The organism is Planktothrix serta PCC 8927, from assembly GCF_900010725.2.
Taxonomy (GTDB): domain Bacteria; phylum Cyanobacteriota; class Cyanobacteriia; order Cyanobacteriales; family Microcoleaceae; genus Planktothrix; species Planktothrix serta.
The window spans coordinates 185,430-205,289 of the sequence record NZ_LR734878.1 but is presented as its reverse complement, the minus strand read 5'-3'; the positions used below and the strand labels follow the sequence as shown (position 1 = coordinate 205,289).

17 protein-coding genes, 1 other RNA gene and 1 pseudogene are annotated in these 19,860 nt (G+C 40.8%); 8 read left to right on the top strand and 11 right to left on the bottom strand.

What is annotated here, in order from left to right; all coding sequences use genetic code 11:
• Positions 1-45: 45 nt before the first annotated feature.
• From PL8927_RS20405 to PL8927_RS20390, 4 genes are all read right to left on the bottom strand, one after another.
• A complete protein-coding gene (locus tag PL8927_RS20405) occupies positions 46-654 on the bottom strand; it encodes a cell division protein SepF (RefSeq protein WP_197047499.1) in 609 nt (202 codons plus the stop codon).
• Between the two features lie 117 nt (positions 655-771).
• Positions 772-1,443, bottom strand: a complete 672-nt coding sequence (locus PL8927_RS20400) for a YggS family pyridoxal phosphate-dependent enzyme (protein ID WP_083625227.1) — start codon at positions 1,441-1,443, stop codon at positions 772-774.
• A gap of 78 nt (positions 1,444-1,521) precedes the next feature.
• Positions 1,522-1,791, bottom strand: a complete 270-nt coding sequence (gene pipX / locus PL8927_RS20395) for a transcriptional coactivator PipX (RefSeq protein WP_083625225.1) — start codon at positions 1,789-1,791, stop codon at positions 1,522-1,524.
• A 128-nt stretch (positions 1,792-1,919) separates the two neighbouring features.
• The gene (locus PL8927_RS20390) at positions 1,920-2,861 is read right to left on the bottom strand and encodes an energy-coupling factor transporter transmembrane component T family protein (RefSeq protein WP_083625222.1); all 942 of its coding nucleotides are present in this window, start codon (positions 2,859-2,861) and stop codon (positions 1,920-1,922) included.
• Between the two features lie 146 nt (positions 2,862-3,007).
• Here PL8927_RS20390 and PL8927_RS28095 point away from each other — a divergent pair, with 146 nt between their 5' ends.
• Positions 3,008-3,289, top strand: coding sequence for a hypothetical protein (locus PL8927_RS28095; RefSeq protein WP_197047498.1), 282 nt, complete (start codon positions 3,008-3,010; stop codon positions 3,287-3,289).
• A 280-nt stretch (positions 3,290-3,569) separates the two neighbouring features.
• On the opposite strand, the gene PL8927_RS20385 is transcribed toward PL8927_RS28095, so the two are convergent.
• Both PL8927_RS20385 and der read right to left on the bottom strand, forming a co-directional pair.
• Complete coding sequence (locus tag PL8927_RS20385) at positions 3,570-3,944, bottom strand: group I truncated hemoglobin (protein ID WP_083625217.1); 375 nt, start codon at positions 3,942-3,944, stop codon at positions 3,570-3,572.
• Positions 3,945-4,984: 1,040 nt separating this feature from the next.
• Positions 4,985-6,349, bottom strand: a complete 1,365-nt coding sequence (gene der / locus PL8927_RS20380) for a ribosome biogenesis GTPase Der (protein WP_083625213.1) — start codon at positions 6,347-6,349, stop codon at positions 4,985-4,987.
• A gap of 160 nt (positions 6,350-6,509) precedes the next feature.
• Between der and PL8927_RS20375 the strand changes: the two genes are divergently transcribed.
• Complete coding sequence (locus PL8927_RS20375) at positions 6,510-7,760, top strand: NupC/NupG family nucleoside CNT transporter (RefSeq protein WP_083625211.1); 1,251 nt, start codon at positions 6,510-6,512, stop codon at positions 7,758-7,760.
• Positions 7,761-7,825: 65 nt separating this feature from the next.
• Complete coding sequence (locus PL8927_RS20370; protein WP_083625209.1) at positions 7,826-8,035, top strand: TOBE domain-containing protein; 210 nt, start codon at positions 7,826-7,828, stop codon at positions 8,033-8,035.
• 63 nt (positions 8,036-8,098) lie between these two features.
• Here the strand turns inward: PL8927_RS20370 and modB are convergent, their stop codons facing one another.
• Together modB and modA are read right to left on the bottom strand one after the other, a co-directional pair.
• Positions 8,099-9,949: a molybdate ABC transporter permease subunit gene (gene modB, locus PL8927_RS20365; protein ID WP_083625207.1), complete on the bottom strand. Its 1,851-nt coding sequence runs from the start codon at positions 9,947-9,949 to the stop codon at positions 8,099-8,101.
• Between the two features lie 44 nt (positions 9,950-9,993).
• Positions 9,994-10,791: a molybdate ABC transporter substrate-binding protein gene (modA, locus tag PL8927_RS20360; RefSeq protein WP_083625204.1), complete on the bottom strand. Its 798-nt coding sequence runs from the start codon at positions 10,789-10,791 to the stop codon at positions 9,994-9,996.
• Between the two features lie 127 nt (positions 10,792-10,918).
• On the opposite strand from modA, the gene PL8927_RS29035 reads away from it, so the two are divergent.
• Positions 10,919-11,392 (top strand): TOBE domain-containing protein, encoded by a 474-nt coding sequence (locus PL8927_RS29035; RefSeq protein WP_083625202.1) that lies wholly within the window; start codon positions 10,919-10,921, stop codon positions 11,390-11,392.
• 40 nt (positions 11,393-11,432) lie between these two features.
• Here PL8927_RS29035 and PL8927_RS20350 read toward each other — a convergent pair whose 3' ends face one another.
• Positions 11,433-13,325 carry a CHASE2 domain-containing protein gene (locus tag PL8927_RS20350; protein WP_231506078.1) on the bottom strand — a complete coding sequence of 631 codons (1,893 nt, stop codon included), beginning with the start codon at positions 13,323-13,325 and terminating at the stop codon, positions 11,433-11,435.
• A 361-nt stretch (positions 13,326-13,686) separates the two neighbouring features.
• Here PL8927_RS20350 and PL8927_RS20345 point away from each other — a divergent pair, with 361 nt between their 5' ends.
• From PL8927_RS20345 to PL8927_RS20330, 4 genes are all read left to right on the top strand, one after another.
• Positions 13,687-14,931: an RNA-guided endonuclease InsQ/TnpB family protein gene (locus PL8927_RS20345; protein WP_083625197.1), complete on the top strand. Its 1,245-nt coding sequence runs from the start codon at positions 13,687-13,689 to the stop codon at positions 14,929-14,931.
• Positions 14,932-15,016: 85 nt separating this feature from the next.
• An RNA gene (gene rnpB / locus PL8927_RS20340) (RNase P RNA component class A) lies at positions 15,017-15,470 on the top strand.
• 39 nt (positions 15,471-15,509) lie between these two features.
• Entirely contained in the window at positions 15,510-16,235 is a 726-nt protein-coding gene (gene rnc, locus PL8927_RS20335) for a ribonuclease III (RefSeq protein WP_083625430.1), read from the top strand.
• Positions 16,236-16,237: 2 nt separating this feature from the next.
• A complete protein-coding gene (locus PL8927_RS20330) occupies positions 16,238-17,254 on the top strand; it encodes a Gfo/Idh/MocA family protein (protein ID WP_083625195.1) in 1,017 nt (338 codons plus the stop codon).
• An 18-nt stretch (positions 17,255-17,272) separates the two neighbouring features.
• Here the strand turns inward: PL8927_RS20330 and PL8927_RS20325 are convergent, their stop codons facing one another.
• Both PL8927_RS20325 and PL8927_RS28885 read right to left on the bottom strand, forming a co-directional pair.
• Positions 17,273-19,264: a sensor histidine kinase gene (locus PL8927_RS20325; RefSeq protein ID WP_083625193.1), complete on the bottom strand. Its 1,992-nt coding sequence runs from the start codon at positions 19,262-19,264 to the stop codon at positions 17,273-17,275.
• A gap of 147 nt (positions 19,265-19,411) precedes the next feature.
• Positions 19,412-19,774: pseudogene (locus PL8927_RS28885) on the bottom strand (RRXRR domain-containing protein); the annotation flags it as partial.
• Between the last annotated feature and the right edge of the window lie 86 nt (positions 19,775-19,860).

The following is a 19,860-nucleotide window of genomic DNA, read 5'->3' as shown; positions in this document are numbered from 1 at the left end:
ACCCAACCCCTACAGGTTGTCAACTGTCAACTGTCAACAGCTAATTTATTGAATGGCTTGGGCTGGTTGCCAAACGGGGGCTGTTGGGGTACTCATGCGGGGGTTACGCGCTTGAGGAATACCTTCGTGGACAACATTACCGCCTTGAGTTCTGACTTGAACGCAACTGGGGGTAAACAGGAAAATGCTTTCGCCAATACGTTCTTGATGACCATCGAGAGCAAAGGTTCCACCCGCCACAAAGTCAACGGCTCTTTGGGCTTGATCTGGGTCCATTAAGGTTAAATTTAAAACTACAGATTTGCGTTCTTTGAGAGCCCGAATAGCAGTCGGCATTTCTTCAAAGGTGCGGGGTTCCATCACCACCACTTCAGAAATTCCATTCAGAGCGCCAGGCATTCCAATAACATTATTCATGGTTGATCCCATTCCAACTTCAGACATTACACCACTACCCATAGAGCCAACAGATCGTTGTGAACGACGAGATGCACGAGGTTCCTCTGCCACCATCGGTTGAGGGACAGGTTGTTCCTGTGGGGGGGGATAATTACCGGGGTAGCGCTCCCCCTCCATTTCATCGTATTCGTAATCGTATTCTACAGAGTCATTGAACCCTACAAAATCTTTTAGTCTAGTAAAAAGTCTGTTCACAGTCTAGTCTCCATCACGAATTTAGAATTTTAACTCAACAGCCACTTGAGATGGGTTGAGAGTGTGAGATATATTGAATTTTTGTAAGACTCGCCTATTTTACAGTAAGTTTTTGGTTTAATTCCTCCTCTGCCCAAAAATTATCCGCCCTAATCGGATCATGGTAGCACCTTTTTGAATAGCCAGAGAATAATCTTCTGACATTCCCATTGATAATTGTTGCATCTCAATATTAGTCCAATTCTGCTGTTGAATTGTTTGCGCTAACTCACGGGTGCGTTCAAATACATCAAGGGTTTCTGACTCACTTAAGCCTAAAGGAGGAATCGTCATTAAACCTTTAATTTTAAGATACTGACATTGGTTTAATTGGGGTAAGTCTGCCAAAAGTTCGGGGATAGTCCAGCCAAACTTATTCGGATCGGGCAAAATTTTAACTTGAAGGCAAACTTGAGGCTGATACCCCAACTCCCCGGCGAGGCGATCTAAACGTAAGGCTAAATTCAAACTATCTATAGATTGAATCCATTGAAACAGTTGTAATGCTTTTGCTGCTTTATTAGATTGTAAATGACCAATTAAATGCCAAGTAATATCCTGAAGATCTTGTAATTGAGGATGTTTTTCAGCAGCTTCTTGGACTCGATTTTCAGCAAAATCACGAATTCCGGCGTGATAGGCGATCCGAATTGCTTCCACGGAAACCGTTTTTGTGACCGCAATTAATCGCACTGACTCAGGAATAGAGTCTCGAATTTTAGCAATCTGTTCTGTAATCAAATCAGTCATATTAATTTTGTTGTCTATTGTGGGTTGTCTGTTGACTGCTAACGGTTAACGGTCAACGGTCAACCGACAACGATATAATTATTGAAAGGTATTTTGATGGGCAACTTGGAGTTTTTTGTATTCCTCCGTTTGTGCGGTTCGGCGAAGCATTCTTAAGCGAATTTCAACTAAAAGTTTCGCATCAGAACGACTAATGGGTTCAAATTTTAATCCCGTTGGCCCCTGGGTCACTAAGAAAAATAGACGCTGGGCGTAAAGGGTTGTGAACAATTCTTGATGATCCTCAACGGGGCATATTTTGAACAATAACCCGAAGTTGGGATGATTCATGTAAGTTTCTGTGGTCATTAAGTCGCAAAAGTAAAAAATAAGGACTTGATTTAACGAGATAGGTTAAAGTCAGATCTTCAAAAAAGATCGGGTTTAACCTGGATGCTTGTCCGTTTACATTTAATCACAGTGTTGAACTCACAATTTCAAACTTCTCCCCCCCAAATTAAACGCACACCCCAGAACAATGTTAAACCAATGAGGGCGATACTATCCCAGCGTTTAAAGCGGAGTTGATGCCATTCCACCCGATGCTCGTTGGGACTGGTGAACCCTCGCACCTGCATGGCACTGGAAATTTGTTCGGCGCGTAATAATAAGTTTTGTAGAAGTCGTTCTGCAATGGTTAACCAAACCTGAATGGTTCGTTTTAGCCCTAGTTTTTTCCAGTTAATAGCACGAGTTCGCACTGAACGGATTAAATTTTGAATTTCCTCTAAAACTAGGGGAAAAAATCGTAATGAGAGGGTAAGAGTTAAGGCTATTTCTGTAACAGGTAACTTTAACCATCGTAGCGGTTCCATTAAGCTTTCTAACGCCATCGCAATTTCTTCAGATGCGGTGGTCAGCAAATACAAATTTGTACTATAAACTAAGGTAAATAATAAGGTACTGGTTCTAATTCCTAAGTCTACAGAATAGCGGGTAATTTCTAACGGCCCTAGGGAAAACAACACATAGCGATAGGATGTGGGTTGAGGGAAGTTCGCTGCTGAGTTAGATTGCTGATTCGTTTGTTTTTCTTGTTGATTTGCGAATAAATCAAAGCTTAATTCATGTTCAGGAAGTCGCGGTTGATGGTCTACGGCTAAACCATCGGGCATAATACAACTCACGAGAAATAATAACCCACAAAACATTAGTAACCATCCCATTTGTCGCTTCCAAACTCGCAGAGGAATTCGAGCTAATAAGGTAATTAAAATTAACAATCCAACTAATACTAATCGCCATACAGGGTTCGCCAACAGAGGAGCTACTAAAAAGCTCATCAACCACACTAACTTAATTCTGGCATCTAAACGATGTAACCAAGTAATCGGTTGTTCTAAATATAGTCCAATGGGTAGCGATCGCAGTAAGTCCATAGAAGAGAGAAGCAGAGAGAGCAGGGTAGGGCTGTTTCAAAGTCCGGTGAAAAAGAGTAAAGTCATGGCGATCGCAACTTAATAAAATTAAGAGTGATCGCTAATTTTTTACAAAAATAAAGATGTTATATGAAATCTAATTATAAATGCTACAGATGATTCTCCCTAAACCCCCTGTAGAGACGTTGCATGCAACGTCTCTACAGGGGGAATATGTAGAAAACATTTACAGATTTCATATTAACAATTCTAATATTAAAACTCCAAAAAGTCAAGGATTACCGGAAATCCCAGGAAATAAGGCATCCGATCGCTCTTGTATTATTAATAGTCATTTTGGGGCTAATACTGAGAAATTTAGGGGACAGAAAAATGGAAAATTTTCTAAAATCAATCAAGAACAATTCAACTATAATTCAATTGTTTAATTTGCCTTATTAACGAGAAAAGTTGATCAAAAAATTGGATGCTGTGGCGAATAATTTACGATAACATTTTGTCGGAATATGTGGATTTTTGAGCGAGTTAACTGATTTTTATATCAATGATTCAACAGGATGGAATTATTTTTCCTATCCTGTTTTTGATCATGGCTTGGTGTGTTCAGACCCACCTAAAAACCCGGCTTCTTTGAGAAACCGGGTTTGTGAAAAGTCCAGAAGCTTGTTTAGATCAGTAGTCTCATTTTTATCTCGATTTAACTTAATTTTAACGGTTCAAAACGTCATTACGATGAGCTACAGAGCCAACAATAGAGGCTACTTCATCAATTAAGTTTTGTGCTATACCTAACTCTTTTAAGGTTTCAATTAAGTTTTCGGCGATCGCATCAAAATGAATATCTGTTAAACCCATTTCTGTGACTAATTTTGTATGAGATTCTCTCATATCACGACCTGTAAAACGCTCTACCCCACCAAAAGCATAAGTCATAAAGTCTTTTTGATGTTGTTTTTGTGCTTTCATATCGGTATTAGCGAAAAAATGTTTGATTCGCTCATCATTGATCACCCGATCATAAAATTTGTCTACCGCTATATCTACAGCCTCTTTCCCACCTAATTTTTCATAGAGTGTAGCCATTGATTAATTCTCCTTTGATTAAAATATGTAGTTATATAATTATATAAATACATATTTATATAAATGTCAAGTTTATTTCCATTAATTCCACCTCTAAGAATAGAAGCGACCTCAGAAAAACCGTTAGCTGAAACAACATTTTGCTCCTTCCTCATAACCCTAGAATCCATACCCAGAGGGATAGCGAGGCTCCCGACAACAGAATCAACATCATAGTAAAAAGGCGATCGCATCATCTGAGAGGGGCGGGTTTAGTCAGATTATTGGCTAGAATTGAAGATAATTACAGAACCCGCCCCTACATTTTGTTGTTGAAAAAAATCCCCTCGCATTTGAGCAATAATCAACAATTAAACCGTAGGGGCGGGTTCCGAGACAATCTTTAATGATCAGTAATTATCTCCCTAAACCCGCCCTTTCTTCTCAGGCGATCGCATTTAAGAGGGGCGGGTTTAGTCAGATTATTGGCTAGAATTGAAGATAATTACAGAACCCGCCCCTACATTTTGTTGTTAAAAAAATGCGATCGCATTTGAGCAATAATCCACAATTAAACCGTAGGGGCGGGTTCCGAGACAATCTTTAATGATCAGTAATTATCTCCCTAAACCCGCCCTCTATTCTTAGGCGATCGCATCATCTGAGAGAGGGACGGGTTTAGTCAGATTATTGGCTAGAATTGAAGATAATTACAGAACCCGCCCCTACATTTTGTTGTTGAAAAAATCCCCTCGCATTTGAGCAATAATCCACAATTAAACCGTAGGGGCGGGTTCCGAGACAATCTTTAATGATCAGTAATTATCTCCCTAAACCCGCCCTCTATTCTCAGGCGATCGCATTTAAGAGGGGCGGGTTTAGTTAGATTATTGGTTAGAATTGAAGATAATTACAGAACCCGCCCCTACATTTTATTGTGGAAAAAATGCGGTCGCATTTGAGCAATAATCCACAATTAAACCTTATGGGCGGGTTCCGAGACAATCTTTAATGATCAGTAATTATCTCCCTAAACCCGCCCTTTCTTCTCAGGCTTTATATTATTTAACGCGGGTGGCTCGGTTAGCGGGATTTCGTTCAACTTCTCTGGCAGATTTTCCACGCCAAATTAATTTAATTGGTGTCCCTTTAAAGCCTAATTGTTTGCGGAATTGGCTATCAATATAACGACGGTAATTATCATTAAATCGTTTAGGATCATTAACGAATAAAACCAAAGTTGGGGGTTTGCTACTAACCTGGGTTCCATAATAGATTTTCCCTTGTTTTCCTTGACGAGTAACAGGGGGAGAATGCCAACTTATTGCTTCTTCAATCACTTCATTAATAACAGCCGTTGTCACTCGTCGTTCGTGACCTTCAGCAGCCGTATCGACTAAATTGAGAATTTTTTCAACCCGTTGACCTGTTTTGGCGCTAATAAAAATCAACTCCGCCCAATCCATAAAATAAAGTTTGGCTCGAACCTCTTTTTCATAGTCTAAAATGGTATAGGTATCCTTCTCAACCGCATCCCATTTATTAACAACAATCACACAAGATCGACCTTCTTCTATAATCCGATCAGCTAATTTTTGATCTTGATCCGTAACTTGATCAATGGCATCAATGACTAATAACACCACATCCGCGCGATTAATGGCTTTAAAGGCGCGATTAATTCCAAAAAATTCCGCCCCATATTCAACATTTTTCTTGCGTCGAATTCCGGCGGTATCAATTAACCGATAGGTTTTATCATTGCGTTCAATAACGGTATCAATCGCATCCCGTGTTGTACCGGAAATCGGACTAACAATAGCGCGATTTTCCCCTAAAAACGCATTCAATAAACTCGATTTCCCCACATTAGGACGACCAATAATTGCTACTTTGATTTCTTTTTGTTCTTCAATTTGATCAAGTGGGGGTAAATATTGAATTAACTCATCTAATAATTCCCCAGTTCCTGATCCATGAATACTAGAAATTGGATAGGGCTCTCCCAGTCCCAGTTCCCAAAATTGTGCGGCTTGAATTAATCCCGTTGTCGGAGATTCGCATTTATTGACGGCTAATAAAGTGGGTACAGATTGTGCGCGCAGCCAAGTTGCGATCGCTTCATCCCCTCCCGTTACCCCCATTTGACCATCGACCACCAAAATCGCGGCGGTGGCTTCGTTTAAAGCCGTCATCGCTTGTTCTCGAATCATAGGCAAAAATTCCGTATCATCATCAAACACTAATCCCCCCGTATCCACCACCTGAAATTCTCGATCTTGCCAAAACGCAGGTCGATAGGTGCGATCGCGGGTAATACCGGGTTGATCATGAACAATCGCATCGGGACTTCCCGCTAAACGATTTACCAGGGTTGATTTCCCGACATTAGGACGACCAATAATAGCAACAATAGGTAAAGACATAAACAGTTACAGTAATCGTAATTAGGGGTAAGAGGACAGCAACTGAACTCTTACGGGTGCTTCAGTTAACAGGAATTTGCCAAGGGTTAATTTTGGATTCTGACTGAAAAATGCACAATACTCTAATTGTACATTGAAAATCTACAAGATTGAGCAAATTATGGAACGTGGGATTTCACTTTTAGGATTATTTGTTTTTGTAGGAATTTCCTACCTCTTTTCAGTGAATCGAAAAGCCATTCGTTGGCGTCCGGTATTATGGGGAATTGCTTTACAGTTAATTTTTGCCGTTCTCATCCTCAAAACTACCCCTGGTTTTATGATATTTGAGTTTCTAGGTAATTGTGTAACTCAGTTTCTCAATTTTTCTGATCAAGGAGCTAAATTTGTCTTTGGAGAAAACTTTCAAGATCATTTTATCGCCTTCAAAGTTCTGCCCACAATTATCTTTTTCTCCTCTTTTATTTCAATTCTTTATCATTATGGAATTTTACAAAAGGTTGTAGAAACTGTTGCTTGGGTGATGATGCGAACCTTGAAAACATCGGGGTCAGAAACTCTCTCCTGTTCGGCTAATATTTTTATCGGACAAACGGAGGCTCCGTTATTAATTAAACCCTATATTTTGACCTTAACAAATTCAGAACTTCATGCAGTCATGACCGGAGGATTTGCTACGATTGCTGGAGGGGTAATGGCGGCATATATTTCCTTTGGAATTCCCGCCCAACATATTTTAGCGGCTTCGGTAATGTCGGCTCCTGCTGCTTTAGCTATTTCTAAAATATTCTATCCTGAAACCGAAATATCTTTAACTCAAGGAAAAGTCAAAATTGAGGTAAAACCCACTTCTGCTAATGGAATTGATGCGGCAGCAACGGGAGCCAGTGAGGGTATGAAATTAGCCTTAAATGTGGCAGCGATGTTAATTGCTTTTTTAGGATTATTAGCGTTAATTAATGGAGTTTTACAAGGGTTTGGCAGTCTTTTGGGTTTGCCTTCCTTATCTTTAGAAGGAATCTTTGCTTATTTATTTGCTCCTGTGGCGTGGTTAATGGGAGTTCCGATTTCAGATTGTTTACAGGTGGGAATATTATTAGGTAAGAAAACAATTTTAAATGAATTTATTGCCTATTTAGATTTAAAAATATTAGTAGAAAATGCTCAAAATATTGCTCAGGGTAAAATAGCTAATAACACCGTCCCCACGATTTCAGAACGAGCCGTTATTATCTCAACCTATGCCTTATGTGGGTTTTCTAATATTGGTTCTATAGCGATACAAATTGGCGGAATTTCAGCAATGGCCCCTGAACGACAACCGGACGTTGCGCGATTAGGAATTAGAGCCATGATAGCGGGTTCTATTGCTTGTTTTATGACCGCTTGTATTGCCGGACTAATTTTATAATTTTTTGCAATTTAATAACATTATCAAGTACAATATAGAAGTTAACAAACTACAAAGAGGTTTGAATGAAAGTTAGTGCACGCAATGCCTTAAAAGGAATCGTTAAGTCTGTGGTGACAGGGGCTGTCAACGATGAAGTTACAGTTGAAATTTCTCCTGAATTGGTAATAACAGCCGTTATTACCAAAACCTCGGCTGAAAACCTGGGACTGGCAGTAGGTAAGGAAGTTTACGCATTAATTAAATCATCAGATGTCATAATCGCCGTCGATTAGATAATCCGATCGCTATAAATGCTTTTAACAACCCCCGGTCAGGAGTACATCCTGACCCTGGGTTTAGTTAATCATTAAAATCAGACGCAGGGGATCAAACCGCACATACCAGGGAAACGGATGATTCTTGATGGCTTCCCATTTCTCTTTAAAAATTTCCGCCTGAACATGATAATCCTGTGAGTTTTGACATACCGCATTCAACTTGAGGAAAACCGTCATCCGATGCGGTGTTTCACTGGTTGAAGCTAACCAACAGGGAAACGTATTATTTAGACTAGGATTAGGATTAGGCATGATACTGATTTGATGGGCACGAATTCCCACATCTGCTAGGTCATCGGGAATCGCTTCCACGACTTGCAAGGTAACGCCCCAATCCCTTGCTTCAAGGGTATTCTCGCCGATCACCCTAGCACGAGAAAAGTTTTTACAGCCCGTCAGTTGAGCCACACGAATCGTACCCGGATGCTCAAAAATACGATGTTTAGAATCGAAGGCGATCGCTTTTCCCCCCGACATCACCATTAATTTCTCACATACCCGATAAGCTTCCTCTAGGTTGTGGGTGACAAATAAGGTGACACCCGAATAAGTAGATAAGGTTTCGATCAATTGACACTCGACGTGAGCGCGAAGATAGGTATCCAGAGCCGAAAATGGTTCATCTAATAATAGGACTTCCGGTTCCGTTGCCAGGGCCCTTGCCAATGCAACTCGCTGCTGTTGTCCGCCCGAAAGTTGATGGGGATAGCGATCGCCCAATCCCTGTAATTGTAACCTTCCCAACTGTTGTTTTACCCGTTGCGATCGCGTTTCCTTCGGTAAATGCTGCAAGCCAAAGGCAATATTTTGGGAAACAGTCATCAGGGGAAAGAGTGCATAGTTTTGAAACACTAAACTCACTTTTCGCTGATGACTGGGAATATTAATCTGCTTTTCGGAATCAAATAAAGTTTGACCATTCAGGACAATTCGCCCTTGGGTCGGCGTTTCAACTCCAGCAATACAACGCAGCGTCATACTCTTGCCCGACCCAGATCCGCCCATTATCCCTAAAGTTTCTTGCTCAGAGGTAAAAGCCGTGCTCAGGGTAAAGTTGGCAAGTTGTTTTTCAATATTAACCAGTAGTCCTTGCCCAAGGTGGGATAAGTGAGGTTTAGCGAGGGGTAATATCTGGGTATAGTCATTTCTATCGCTGCCATGGACAGGTTCATTGGCTTCCACCCCCCCAAACTGCTTACCTCGAATTTTGCGCTCATATTGTTTCTGCCAAAGATTGACCGCAATGATGCCCGATAATGAGATCGTCATAATCACAGTCACCCACAGCCAAGCCTCATTCATGGCTCCCGCTTCCACTGCAAAGTAAATTGCCATCGGGATCGTTTGAGTTCGACCGGGAATATTCCCCGCTAACATTAGAGTTGCACCGAATTCGCCTAAAGCTCGTGCAAAGGCCAACATTGTTCCGGCCAAAATCCCTGGGGCCGATAGGGGGAGCAATACCTGCCAGAAAATCCGCCCCTTCGATGCGCCCAGAGTTTCAGCAACTTGTAACAAACTGCGATCGACTTGCTCAAATGCTCCTAATGCAGTTTTGTACATTAAGGGAAAAGCCACGACTGTCGCCGCGATCACGGCTGCATACCAGGTAAAAATCACCGTAAAATCAAATAAAGCCGTTAATTGACCCAAGGGGCCATTTTTGCCAAATAATAGCAGCAGCAAAAAGCCCACAACCGTTGGTGGCAGAATCAACGGTGAGACAAAAATACCCTCAATCAAGGACTTCCATCGTCCCCGATAATTCAACATCCAGTGGGCGGCGGCAATTCCTGTAAAGAATGTGAAAAGGGTTGCCAGTCCTGCGGTTTTCAGCGAAATCCATAACGGGGAGAGATCGGTAGTCATGGCAGTCAAGTTAGAAGTGCAGGGTAATACAATCAGATTGATGGTTATTTAGCAATGCCAAAACCGTATTTTTTGAAGATAGCTTGCGCTTTCTGACCCGTGAGAAATTGGGCGTAGGTACGAGCAGAGGGCTGATTTTTACTGGCTGTAATCACGGCTATGGGGTAAACAATTGGAGAGTGTAAATTATTGGGGGCCGTTGCGACTTGTTTGACTTTGTTTGAAACTTTGGCATCGGTGGCATAGATAACTCCAGCATCAGCGTTACCACTCTCGACAGTTCCTAAAACGTTGCGAACTGAGTTTCCATAGACAAATTTGGGTTTGAGTTGATCCAGAATGCCTAAATTCTTAAACACTTGTTCAGCGTATTGTCCTGCCGGGACGCTACGCGGCTCTCCCACTGAAATTTTTTTGACGTTGGAATTGGTTAATTGCTTGAAGCTTGTTAGTCCCAGGCTGGAGTTACTCGGCACTACTAAAACCAGGCTATTAGTGAGTATATTGCGGCGAGTATCAGCCAGAATTAGATTTTTCGCCTGTAAAGCATCCATTTGTTTGGTTGCAGCCGCAATAAATAGGTCAATGGGTGCGCCTTGCTCAATTTGTTGTTGAAGTGGCCCCGATGCTGCAAAGTTGTAGTTAACTTTAATCCCAGGATGGGCAGATTTAAACAGGGGATCGACTTCTTTGATGGCATCTTGCAAACTGGCTGCGGCTCCAATTAGCAGGGTGGTAGATTGGGCATTGGCTGGGGTAGGTATGACCGCTTTAAAGCTGATCGCCAGTAGCAATGTTGCTAAGAATCCAGCTAGAAAGGCGAGAATGCGTTTTCGTTTCATAAGACTTGCTCTGAGAAAGTCGGGTTAGTAGGGTTAGCTTCTAGCAAGCAGATGATTGATTTACCGCTAGAATAGTATTCAACCAGTAATTATACCAACTTCATACCAACATATTTGGTATCGTAAAATGCCAAGAAAAGATCAAGGCTGGATTACGTTCCAATCCTCCGATGAGGAAAGGCGGATTCTGGAACAGATTTGTCAGCAGACCCAGCGCACTAAAACCGAAATCTTGCGAGAAATGATTCGACAGATGGGGCCATCGTCCTCCTCTGCCGAACTTGATGTCAACTCGATAGAATTTTCCGAGGATTTGGAGGGGGACGGGGAGGAAGCGATATCTTCGGTGAACTTCACTAACGAATCAATCAATACAGCCGGGTTACAGGCGGTACAAATCAGTGCTCGCAATATTTTGAGAGCCAAAGTGAAACGAATTGTTAAAGGAGCAGTGAATGTGGAAGTTACCTTGGCGATCGCACCGTCGGTAGAGTTGGTGTCCATTGTGACTCGGACATCGGCGGACAAACTGGGGTTAAAAAAAGGCAAAGAAGTCTTCGCGGTGATTAAATCCAGTAGTGTAATGATTGCGGCGGGTTGATATTCCGTTAGGGATATCCCTGTTCCCTATTTCCTATTTCCTATTTCCTGTTCCCTGTTCCCTGTTCCCTGTTCCCTGTTCCCTGATTTGGTGTTTTTTTCCAGCCGATAACCCGATAAATATCAACCATTTCTTGTCTTCCTTTTAGTGGCATTGGCCCCCAAGATTCGACTTCAAAACTCTCCGCAATATATTGTAAAGTTTGGTAAGCAATTAAAATTCGACAAATCCCAGATTGTCGGTCTTTTTGACAACTTTCTAAACGAGACGCAATATTAACACTATCTCCTAATAAACCATATTCTAAGCGTTCTTTCCCTCCCAAACTTCCGGCGACAATGGGGCCAGTAAAAATCCCAACTCGCATGGAAATTTCGGGAAAATTTTGGTGATTCCACTGTTGATTTAACTGTTTTAAACGGTCTTCAATGGTTAAAGCACAGGCTACCGCATTATAAGCATCTTCAGCAATGGCTGCTTCGGTTTTACGAGGAAGAGGAACCCCAAAGGCTGCCATAATTCCGTCCCCGGTAAACTTATTAATAATCCCATGATGGGTTTGTACACATTGAGTCAAAATTGAGAGATATTCATTTAACCATTCCATTAAAGTTTCTGGGGGCATTTGTTCAGAAACCGTACTAAAATTTTTAATATCACTAAATAGAATTGTAGCAATTAATTTTTCACCGGGTAACTTGCCATCGGCTAATAAACGATCCCGACTATTCCACAGAGCATTAGCAATTTCGGGTGAGGTATTTTGTCCTAATAATCGCATCACAATTTGTTGCTGACGTTGCGCTTGAAATGCACGATAACCAATTACAGTTCCACTGGTAAATAGAAAGGCTAAACCCGGAGTTGTGGTTGGAACCCAACGCTGATGTAGAAATAGAAAAAAACTTAATCCGCATAAAAGACTGATTAAAAAGGGATTTCCGAGGGTAATAATCCAGGCATTTCGACTTGACCAAGCTAAGGTTGCTCCTATTAAACCCCAACTACAAATCCATAAAAACTCTCCCCATTGTGACCAAAAAATAAATAAAGCCCGCTTCCCTAAAACTGCATCTAAAATTTGGCTGACCATTTGAGCATGGACTAAAACACCGGGCATTTTTAGAGCTTTTTTCGCCGCCGGACTAAAGGGCGTAAAAAATAAATCTTTGGCACTCGGTGCTACTGTGCCAATTAAAACAATTTTATCTTTAATCCAACTTTGAGGAATAGTTCCATATAAAAATTTTGTTAAGCTGATCATTCTCGCGCCATCATTGGGGGAGCGATAATTCAATAGAATTTGATATCCTTGATCATCAATGGTTTGATATCCTCCAGAATCATGAGATAGGGGAATAAATTCGGCTTTTCCCCATTGAATAATATTAGGGTTGACAGGACTATTATCGGGGTTCATCCCTTGAGCCAATAAATAGTGCAGTGCTAATCTTAAGGAAAAAGAATAAAAGGTGGTATCGGCGGTATCAGCAAACATTAAATTCCGACGAATCACATTATCGGGGTCAAGCAATAAATCATTAAAACCCACTTGTTCAGGAGGAATATTTGGGGGTGCAGGAATTCCTTTGGTTTCACTATATCCTAAACTATTAATCGTAATAATATGATCAGAGGTTTGAAATTGTTGGCGGAGTTGATCATGTCCGGGTTCATATCGAATATCCCGATATAGATCTAAACCAATGACTTTTGGTTGATATTTTGATAATTTTTCTAATAATCGGGCAATGACTTCATCGGAAAGCGGCCAACGGTTAAAGACTTGAATATCTTCTTCAGTAATTCCAATAACAACTAATCGGGGATCGGCTGTTAAAGTCGGACGTAATCGTACCATTTGATCATAGGCAGCTAATTCTAACGGTTGTAACCAACCTAAATAATAAATTCCTAAGAGTAAAGACAACACTAGAATAGTGGCTATGACAACAGCAGAGATCTCTGATAGATCAAGCCACTTATTTTTAAATTTATTGATCCCTAGAATACTCACAGTGGCTCTCAATTATTAGCCTAATTCGTACTAGAATAACAGAAAATTATTGATAGAGAAATAGTAGTAAAGGCACAGAAAGAAAGCTCAATATTGCCCATTTTATGATATTCACACCCCATTACCTTGATTGTGATCATAAGATCTGCTAGAGGTTGGAAACCTTGCCTCTTCAGAGCAAGCAGGAAAACCGAGTAGCGGCTTTAGCCGCCTAGTTATTAGGTCAACACCAAATTCTACTTTCGCTATATAATAGCTGTAGGCAGAGGACTGACTGATGTATCTGACTCAAAAATGTCAAATTCGTGACCTCAGTAAGCAAGAGTTCCTGGCCATGAGAGAACTGTGTAGATTGAGTAAAAACCTTTACAATGTAGGGCTTTACTCGGTTAGACAGTTCTATTTTTCTGAGCAGAGATACTTGAGATACGAATCCAACTACCATCAATGCAAGGACAATGAGAATTACAAACTTCTCAATACCGATATTGCACAGCAAACACTGAAAGTGGTAGATCGGTCGTTCCGTTCTTTCTTTAACTTGATCAAGGCGGCAAAGCAAGGGTTGTATCGATTTGAGCAAATTTGTTTGCCCAAATACCTTCCAAAAGAAGGTTACTTTCCGTTAATTATGCCACGCATCAAGGTAAAAAACGGAGGGTTTGAAGTCCCTATGTCTAACGCATTTAGAAAGGAATTCGGTTCTATCCGTCTTCCCTTTCCTGAGCGGTTGAACGGGAAGCCATTGAAAGAGGTGCGAATTCTGCCCAAATACAATGCTCGATTTTTTGAAATTGAATACATTGTGGAAGCAGAACCCGAACCTCAAGATGTTAACCCTGACCACGCTGTTGCAATTGACTTGGGACTTGATAATCTTGCTACTTGTGTCAGTACCGTTGGGGCATCCTTTCTTTTGGATGGCAAACCACTTAAAGCAGTTAACCAATGGTTTAACAAGGAAAATGCCAGATTGCAGAGTATTAAAGATCTGCAAAAAATCAAGGGAACCACAAAACGTCAGGCTAGATTGACACTTAACCGCAACAATTTTGTCAGAGATTATCTGAATAAATCGGCTCGATACATTATTAATTGGTGTATCAAACATAAAATTGGAACGGTAGTTGTTGGCGTTAATCCCGGTATCAAACAAGAGATCAATATCGGAGCGAAAAATAATCAGAATTTTGTCCAAATTCCCCATTGGAGTTTGAGGCAAAAACTCAAAAACTTGTGTGAACGATATGGATTGAAATATCAGGAACAGGAAGAATCTTACACCAGTAAGGCAAGTTTCTTGGATGGTGACGATATTCCCACCTACAATCCTGACCCGTCCCAGAAATATCAATTTTCTGGAAAACGGGTTAAGCGGGGATTGTATTGTTCTCAACAAGGACATTTGATTAATGCTGATTGTAATGGTGCTGCCAATATTGGAAAGAAAAGTAGCCACAATGGTTTTACCGGAGTGGGTAGGGGCTGTTTGACTCAGCCTTTAAGAGTGCGAATCTCTTAAGAATCCCCGCATCTTCAGAGCGGGGAGTGTCAAAATCTAGCAACAACAGGATAACAGTTGCAGTAGTATAGAAACGGGTGGGTAAAGAGTGAGCGCAGGCGATTACGGACTCGATAAGAGTCTGAGGAAAGTCCGGGCTCCCGAAAGGCCAAACTTGCTGGATAACTCCCAGTACGAGCGATCGTGAGGATAGTGCCACAGAAAAATACCGCCTTTGACAGTCAGTAGAGACGCTTCATTGCAGTCTGTACACAGTAAACAGTGAATCTTTGGATAACTGATAACTGATAACTGATAACTGAAAAGGGTAAGGGTGCAAAGGTGCGGTAAGAGCGCACCAGCAACGTCGTGAGGCGTTGGCTCGGTAAACCCCGGTTGGGAGCAAGGTCGGAGGAACTAGGGTTGGTCTTTTTCCCGTTCCGCTCAATAGTGGTACCGCTAGAGGTGTCTGGTAACAGACATCCCAGATAGATAATTGCCATCCTATCGCTGGTTTCAGCAATAGGATAACAGAACCCGGCTTATGTCTAACTCTTTCCCCCCTTCAACCGAGAATCGCAACCCGAAACCCGAAATCTATGACTATTGGCTATCCAAATCGAAAACGCCAGTTGCAAAAGCTGATACAACGTTTGGGACTCTCAGATAATGTACCCATTCGATGGGAATTGTTAGACTTGGCTTTAACTCACCCTACATTGTCCGCAGAAGCTAATTATGAACAATTAGAGTTTGTCGGGGATTCGGTGGTGCGGTTGGCGGCGTCTGAGTTGTTATATGAAGTTTATCCTGATTGTCCTGTGGGGGAATTTGCGGCGATTCGTTCGATTTTGGTTAGCGATCGCACCTTAGCAGAAATTGCTGATGGTTATGGAATGTCCCAATTTTTACTCGCCGCCGGAAGCGCAATTCGGGATAAAGCGGGTGAAGAATCTCGTCTGGCGGACTGTTTTGAAGCGGTGTTAGCCAGTTTATATCTCAGTACCCACGATTTAAGTTTAATTCGTTCTTGGTTGGATACCCATTTTCGACAACGAGCTACAGAAATTATTCAAGACCCGGCTCGTAATAATTATAAAGCGGCTTTACAGGAATGGACGCAAAGCCATTATAAAGTTTTACCTGAATATAAAGTCCAACAAAATCGTCAAATTCATAACGATGAACAGCGTTTTACCGCAGCAGTTTGGTTACAAAATCGGAAACTGGGTGAAGGAACTGGACGGTCGATTAAAGCGGCTGAACAAGCGGCTGCTGAAGTGGCGTTTCTGTCGTTGTATGATCAAACTTCAGTGAGAATTTAATAATGACTGATCCGATTAATATTGCTATCTTTGGCGCCGGTCGTTGGGGAGTTCATTTAATTCGTCACTTCCGTCAGCATCCTGATTCTCAAGTTGTGGCAATTGTTGATTCTAATCCTGAACGTTTACAAGCAGTTAGAGAACGATTTCAACTCCCTGAAAACATCAAGTTAGTAACGGATAGGTCAAGGGTTTGGAATTTACCCGATTTGGATGCGGTGGCGATCGCAACTCCTGCGGTGACACATTTTGCTTTAATTTCAGATGCTCTACAACAGGGTTGTCATGTTTTCACCGAAAAACCTTTAACCCTGAGTGTGTCTGAATCATTGCAATTGTGTGAATTCGCGCAACAAAAACAGCTTCAACTTTTTGTGGATCATACTTATTTATTTCATCCGGCGGTAGAACAGGGTAAAACTATTATTGAAGCGGGAAAATTAGGGGAATTACGATATGGTTACGCCACGAGAACCCATTTAGAACCTGTGCGACAAGATGTTGATGCGTTATGGGATTTAGCAATTCATGATATTGGAATTTTTAATAGTTGGTTAGGGGAAACACCCGTCAAAGTTAAAGCAACTGGAACGGTTTGGTTACAGCCACAAACAGGATTATCGGATTTAGTAACTGCAAATTTAACCTATCCCAGTGGCTTTGAAGCGTTTCTACATTTGTGTTGGTTAAATCCTGACAAACAACGTCGTTTAGTAGTTGTTGGAACGCAGGGAAGCTTAATCTTTGATGAACTGCAATCAGAAGCTCCTCTTATTGTTCAACAAGGTTATTTGAACCCCGTTGATAATACTTGGAAAGCCGCTGGATTAAATCGAGAAATCATCTCCGTTGAACCTCGTGAACCCTTAGCTCAAGTTTGCGATCGCTTTCTCTATTCGATTCAAAATCATCAACCTTCCCCGATTTCATCGGGTTGGATCGGTGCAGAACTGGTTAAAATTCTTTGTGCATTAAGTGAATCTTTAAAAGCAGGTGGACAACCGATAATATTAACCTAATCTTTCCCCATTCTAAGTTCAAACAGAGTTAACTTGATGGGAAGAAATTGAACCTTGATGTTGAGGAGATTGGATATGAGTATCGGATAAGGGAATTCCAATCATCACAGTCGTTCCTTGATTTAATCCAGCACTCTCAAGGGTAATAGAACCCCCCATCATTTGCATGAAATTGCGGGAAATCGCTAAACCTAACCCAATTCCGCCAAATTCCCTTGTGGTTGAACCATCGACCATTGCAAAGGGTTGAAAGATTTTTTGCTGTTGTTCCGGCGCAATTCCAATTCCGGTATCCTTAACGGTCACAACAGCTTGATACCGAACTGAGGTAGATTTTGAGAGGGGATGATCCAGTATTTCTTCAAAAGAATTTACTTCTGAATTCTCGGCAAATTCGATGCGTGTTGCAATGGTAATTCCTCCTGTTTTTGTAAACTTGACCGAATTATTGAGAATATTAATAAAAACTTGTTTTAACTTATCGGGATCAGCTTGAACAATGATCGGTTTATTCAGGGTGGGTAGGTCAATGGTTAAGTCTTTTTGTTGAATATCTAACATTTGTAAATTCACCGCATCTTTGAGGATTTGCACTAAATCCGTCGGTTCAAGCATGACCGATAACTTGCCTTCTTCAATTAAAGCAATATCTAAAATATCATCTACTAAATTTAACAAATGTTCACTAGAACTGTAAGCAATTTGAAGATATTCTTCTTCTTCTTCTTTGCTATCACAAAACCCCTCTTCAATTAAGCTAATTGAGTTAATAATTCCATTTAAAGGCGTTCTTAATTCATGAGATACTACCCGTAAAAATTCATTTTTCAATTGATTAGCAATTCGCGCTTCTTTTGACGCATATTCTAAGGCTTGCGCTCTCGCTCTCAGACTTCCAACCATAGTATTGAGAGCTTCTGCTAACTGATTAAATTCTCGAATTTTTAGATTTCCAGGAACGTTACCAGGAGTCTCTAAATTATTGGCTTTGAGGGCATAATCTCTCAACTTTTCTAATGGACGTGCTAAATCTCTGGAAACATAAAGTGCAGCAATAATACTGGCAATTACCAAAGATAAAATTAACGAAATTAAGAGAGATTTAATATCTCTTAATCCTGATAAAGCATCCTCTAAATCAACCACAGCTAAAATCACCCATTGACTATTTTTTTCTTGGGTGATCGGGCTAGGAATTGCATCATAGCCCGCCAAAAGTTCCTTTCGGGCTTGATCAAAAGAAAATAAGTGAATGAAATAATTTTTGTTTTCTGATAAAGCACTAGATAATAAATTATTTAATCGAATAGCATCGGTTTCTTCTTGAATATTACGTCCTACTTTATCCAAGTTGGGATGACTGATAATTCTTCCTCCTTGATCAATAATGACGGTAAATCCGGTTAAGGATTTAGGACGATCTTTGGATTCTAAATATAAGGTTGATTGTAAACTTAACGCATATTTTAATATATTTTTATTATTTTGGTTGGTATAAATGGGAGCACTAAATACTAATTGAACTTGGTTTCGCCATTCTGAAGCTTGTGGAACAACTTTAGGAACTAAATAATTAATATAAATCCCAGGGTTTTGAGGCCTTTTTGATGGCCAAAAGTTTTTAGGAATAGAATAAATCGGTTGTTTTCCGCAGGTTGTAGCAACTATTTGTTCCGTTTGTAAATTGGTCAATTGTAGACAATTGACCGGAGGAAAAAATTGCCCCTGGAGTTGGGAGAGAAAGACAGAATACTGTTGAGTTTTTCCTGACTGTAAACTACTATTGTCGCTGGCAATACTCAAACTGGACTTGATAGAATTAATCCATTCCTCAATCGTTTGCGATTTTTTAGTTGCACTTTCTGTTAAATTGAAACGGGCTGTTTCCAATAAACCAGAACGAGCCTTTCTATAGGTAACATACTCTCCCACAAGCAGCACAGGAAGACTAAGCAGTAAAATCTGCGACAGTAGAATCCGGCGAAACGAAGATTGACGTAGCTTGGGCATAGTAGAGAATAGGAGACAGGAGACAACAGATCAATGATTCTTTGACTTTAACCTATCTGAATCGATAAGACCTGAAGAACAGATCCCTATCCTAACTGACTCAGCATAGAGTTTTTCAGCATAATCACAAGAAAAACATGGGAAGGTTGGAAATCCGTATTTGTCTGTACCACACATTTGACGAGTACCACGTCCCGTTGCCTGAATCAATAAAGGTTTATTGGTTAACACCTTTAAAGTTTCAAGTTTTCCAACACAAGCTGCATCTAACCAATGGGTTTTAGGTAGGTTTAATCGAGTGCGGTTAAATTTGGTTTTTGAACCGGGGTCAATTTTGAGGGTTATTTGTTGTATTTCTGGTGCTGGTTTTGACTCCTTTAAGATAATAGTAAACGGATAACGGCGATAAACAGCAGCTTGACCTTGATTCAATAACAATCGAGCTTGGGCGGGATGTACTGGGTTTTGAGGCTGTTTATTCGGATCAATTACAAAGACGTAATTAGACATGAAATAACTCCTATTTCTAGGGTAATGTTCGCTTCGCCAATGTTTTCTGAACTTTTGGCGTTAACAACACTGTCTTACCCCTCGTA

What these genes read in the sequence shown, in the direction of transcription:
- PL8927_RS20400 (WP_083625227.1), bottom strand. Translation starts at nt 1,443, where the DNA reads ATGACTGATTTGATTACAGAACAGATTGCTAAAATTCGAGACTCTATT.
- pipX (WP_083625225.1), bottom strand. Translation starts at nt 1,791, where the DNA reads ATGACCACAGAAACTTACATGAATCATCCCAACTTCGGGTTATTGTTC.
- PL8927_RS20390 (WP_083625222.1), bottom strand. Translation starts at nt 2,861, where the DNA reads ATGGACTTACTGCGATCGCTACCCATTGGACTATATTTAGAACAACCG.
- PL8927_RS28095 (WP_197047498.1), top strand. Translation starts at nt 3,008, where the DNA reads ATGCTACAGATGATTCTCCCTAAACCCCCTGTAGAGACGTTGCATGCA.
- PL8927_RS20385 (WP_083625217.1), bottom strand. Translation starts at nt 3,944, where the DNA reads ATGGCTACACTCTATGAAAAATTAGGTGGGAAAGAGGCTGTAGATATA.
- der (WP_083625213.1), bottom strand. Translation starts at nt 6,349, where the DNA reads ATGTCTTTACCTATTGTTGCTATTATTGGTCGTCCTAATGTCGGGAAA.
- PL8927_RS20375 (WP_083625211.1), top strand. Translation starts at nt 6,510, where the DNA reads ATGGAACGTGGGATTTCACTTTTAGGATTATTTGTTTTTGTAGGAATT.
- PL8927_RS20370 (WP_083625209.1), top strand. Translation starts at nt 7,826, where the DNA reads ATGAAAGTTAGTGCACGCAATGCCTTAAAAGGAATCGTTAAGTCTGTG.
- modB (WP_083625207.1), bottom strand. Translation starts at nt 9,949, where the DNA reads ATGACTACCGATCTCTCCCCGTTATGGATTTCGCTGAAAACCGCAGGA.
- modA (WP_083625204.1), bottom strand. Translation starts at nt 10,791, where the DNA reads ATGAAACGAAAACGCATTCTCGCCTTTCTAGCTGGATTCTTAGCAACA.
- PL8927_RS29035 (WP_083625202.1), top strand. Translation starts at nt 10,919, where the DNA reads ATGCCAAGAAAAGATCAAGGCTGGATTACGTTCCAATCCTCCGATGAG.
- PL8927_RS20345 (WP_083625197.1), top strand. Translation starts at nt 13,687, where the DNA reads ATGTATCTGACTCAAAAATGTCAAATTCGTGACCTCAGTAAGCAAGAG.
- rnc (WP_083625430.1), top strand. Translation starts at nt 15,510, where the DNA reads ATGACTATTGGCTATCCAAATCGAAAACGCCAGTTGCAAAAGCTGATA.
- PL8927_RS20330 (WP_083625195.1), top strand. Translation starts at nt 16,238, where the DNA reads ATGACTGATCCGATTAATATTGCTATCTTTGGCGCCGGTCGTTGGGGA.
- PL8927_RS20325 (WP_083625193.1), bottom strand. Translation starts at nt 19,264, where the DNA reads ATGCCCAAGCTACGTCAATCTTCGTTTCGCCGGATTCTACTGTCGCAG.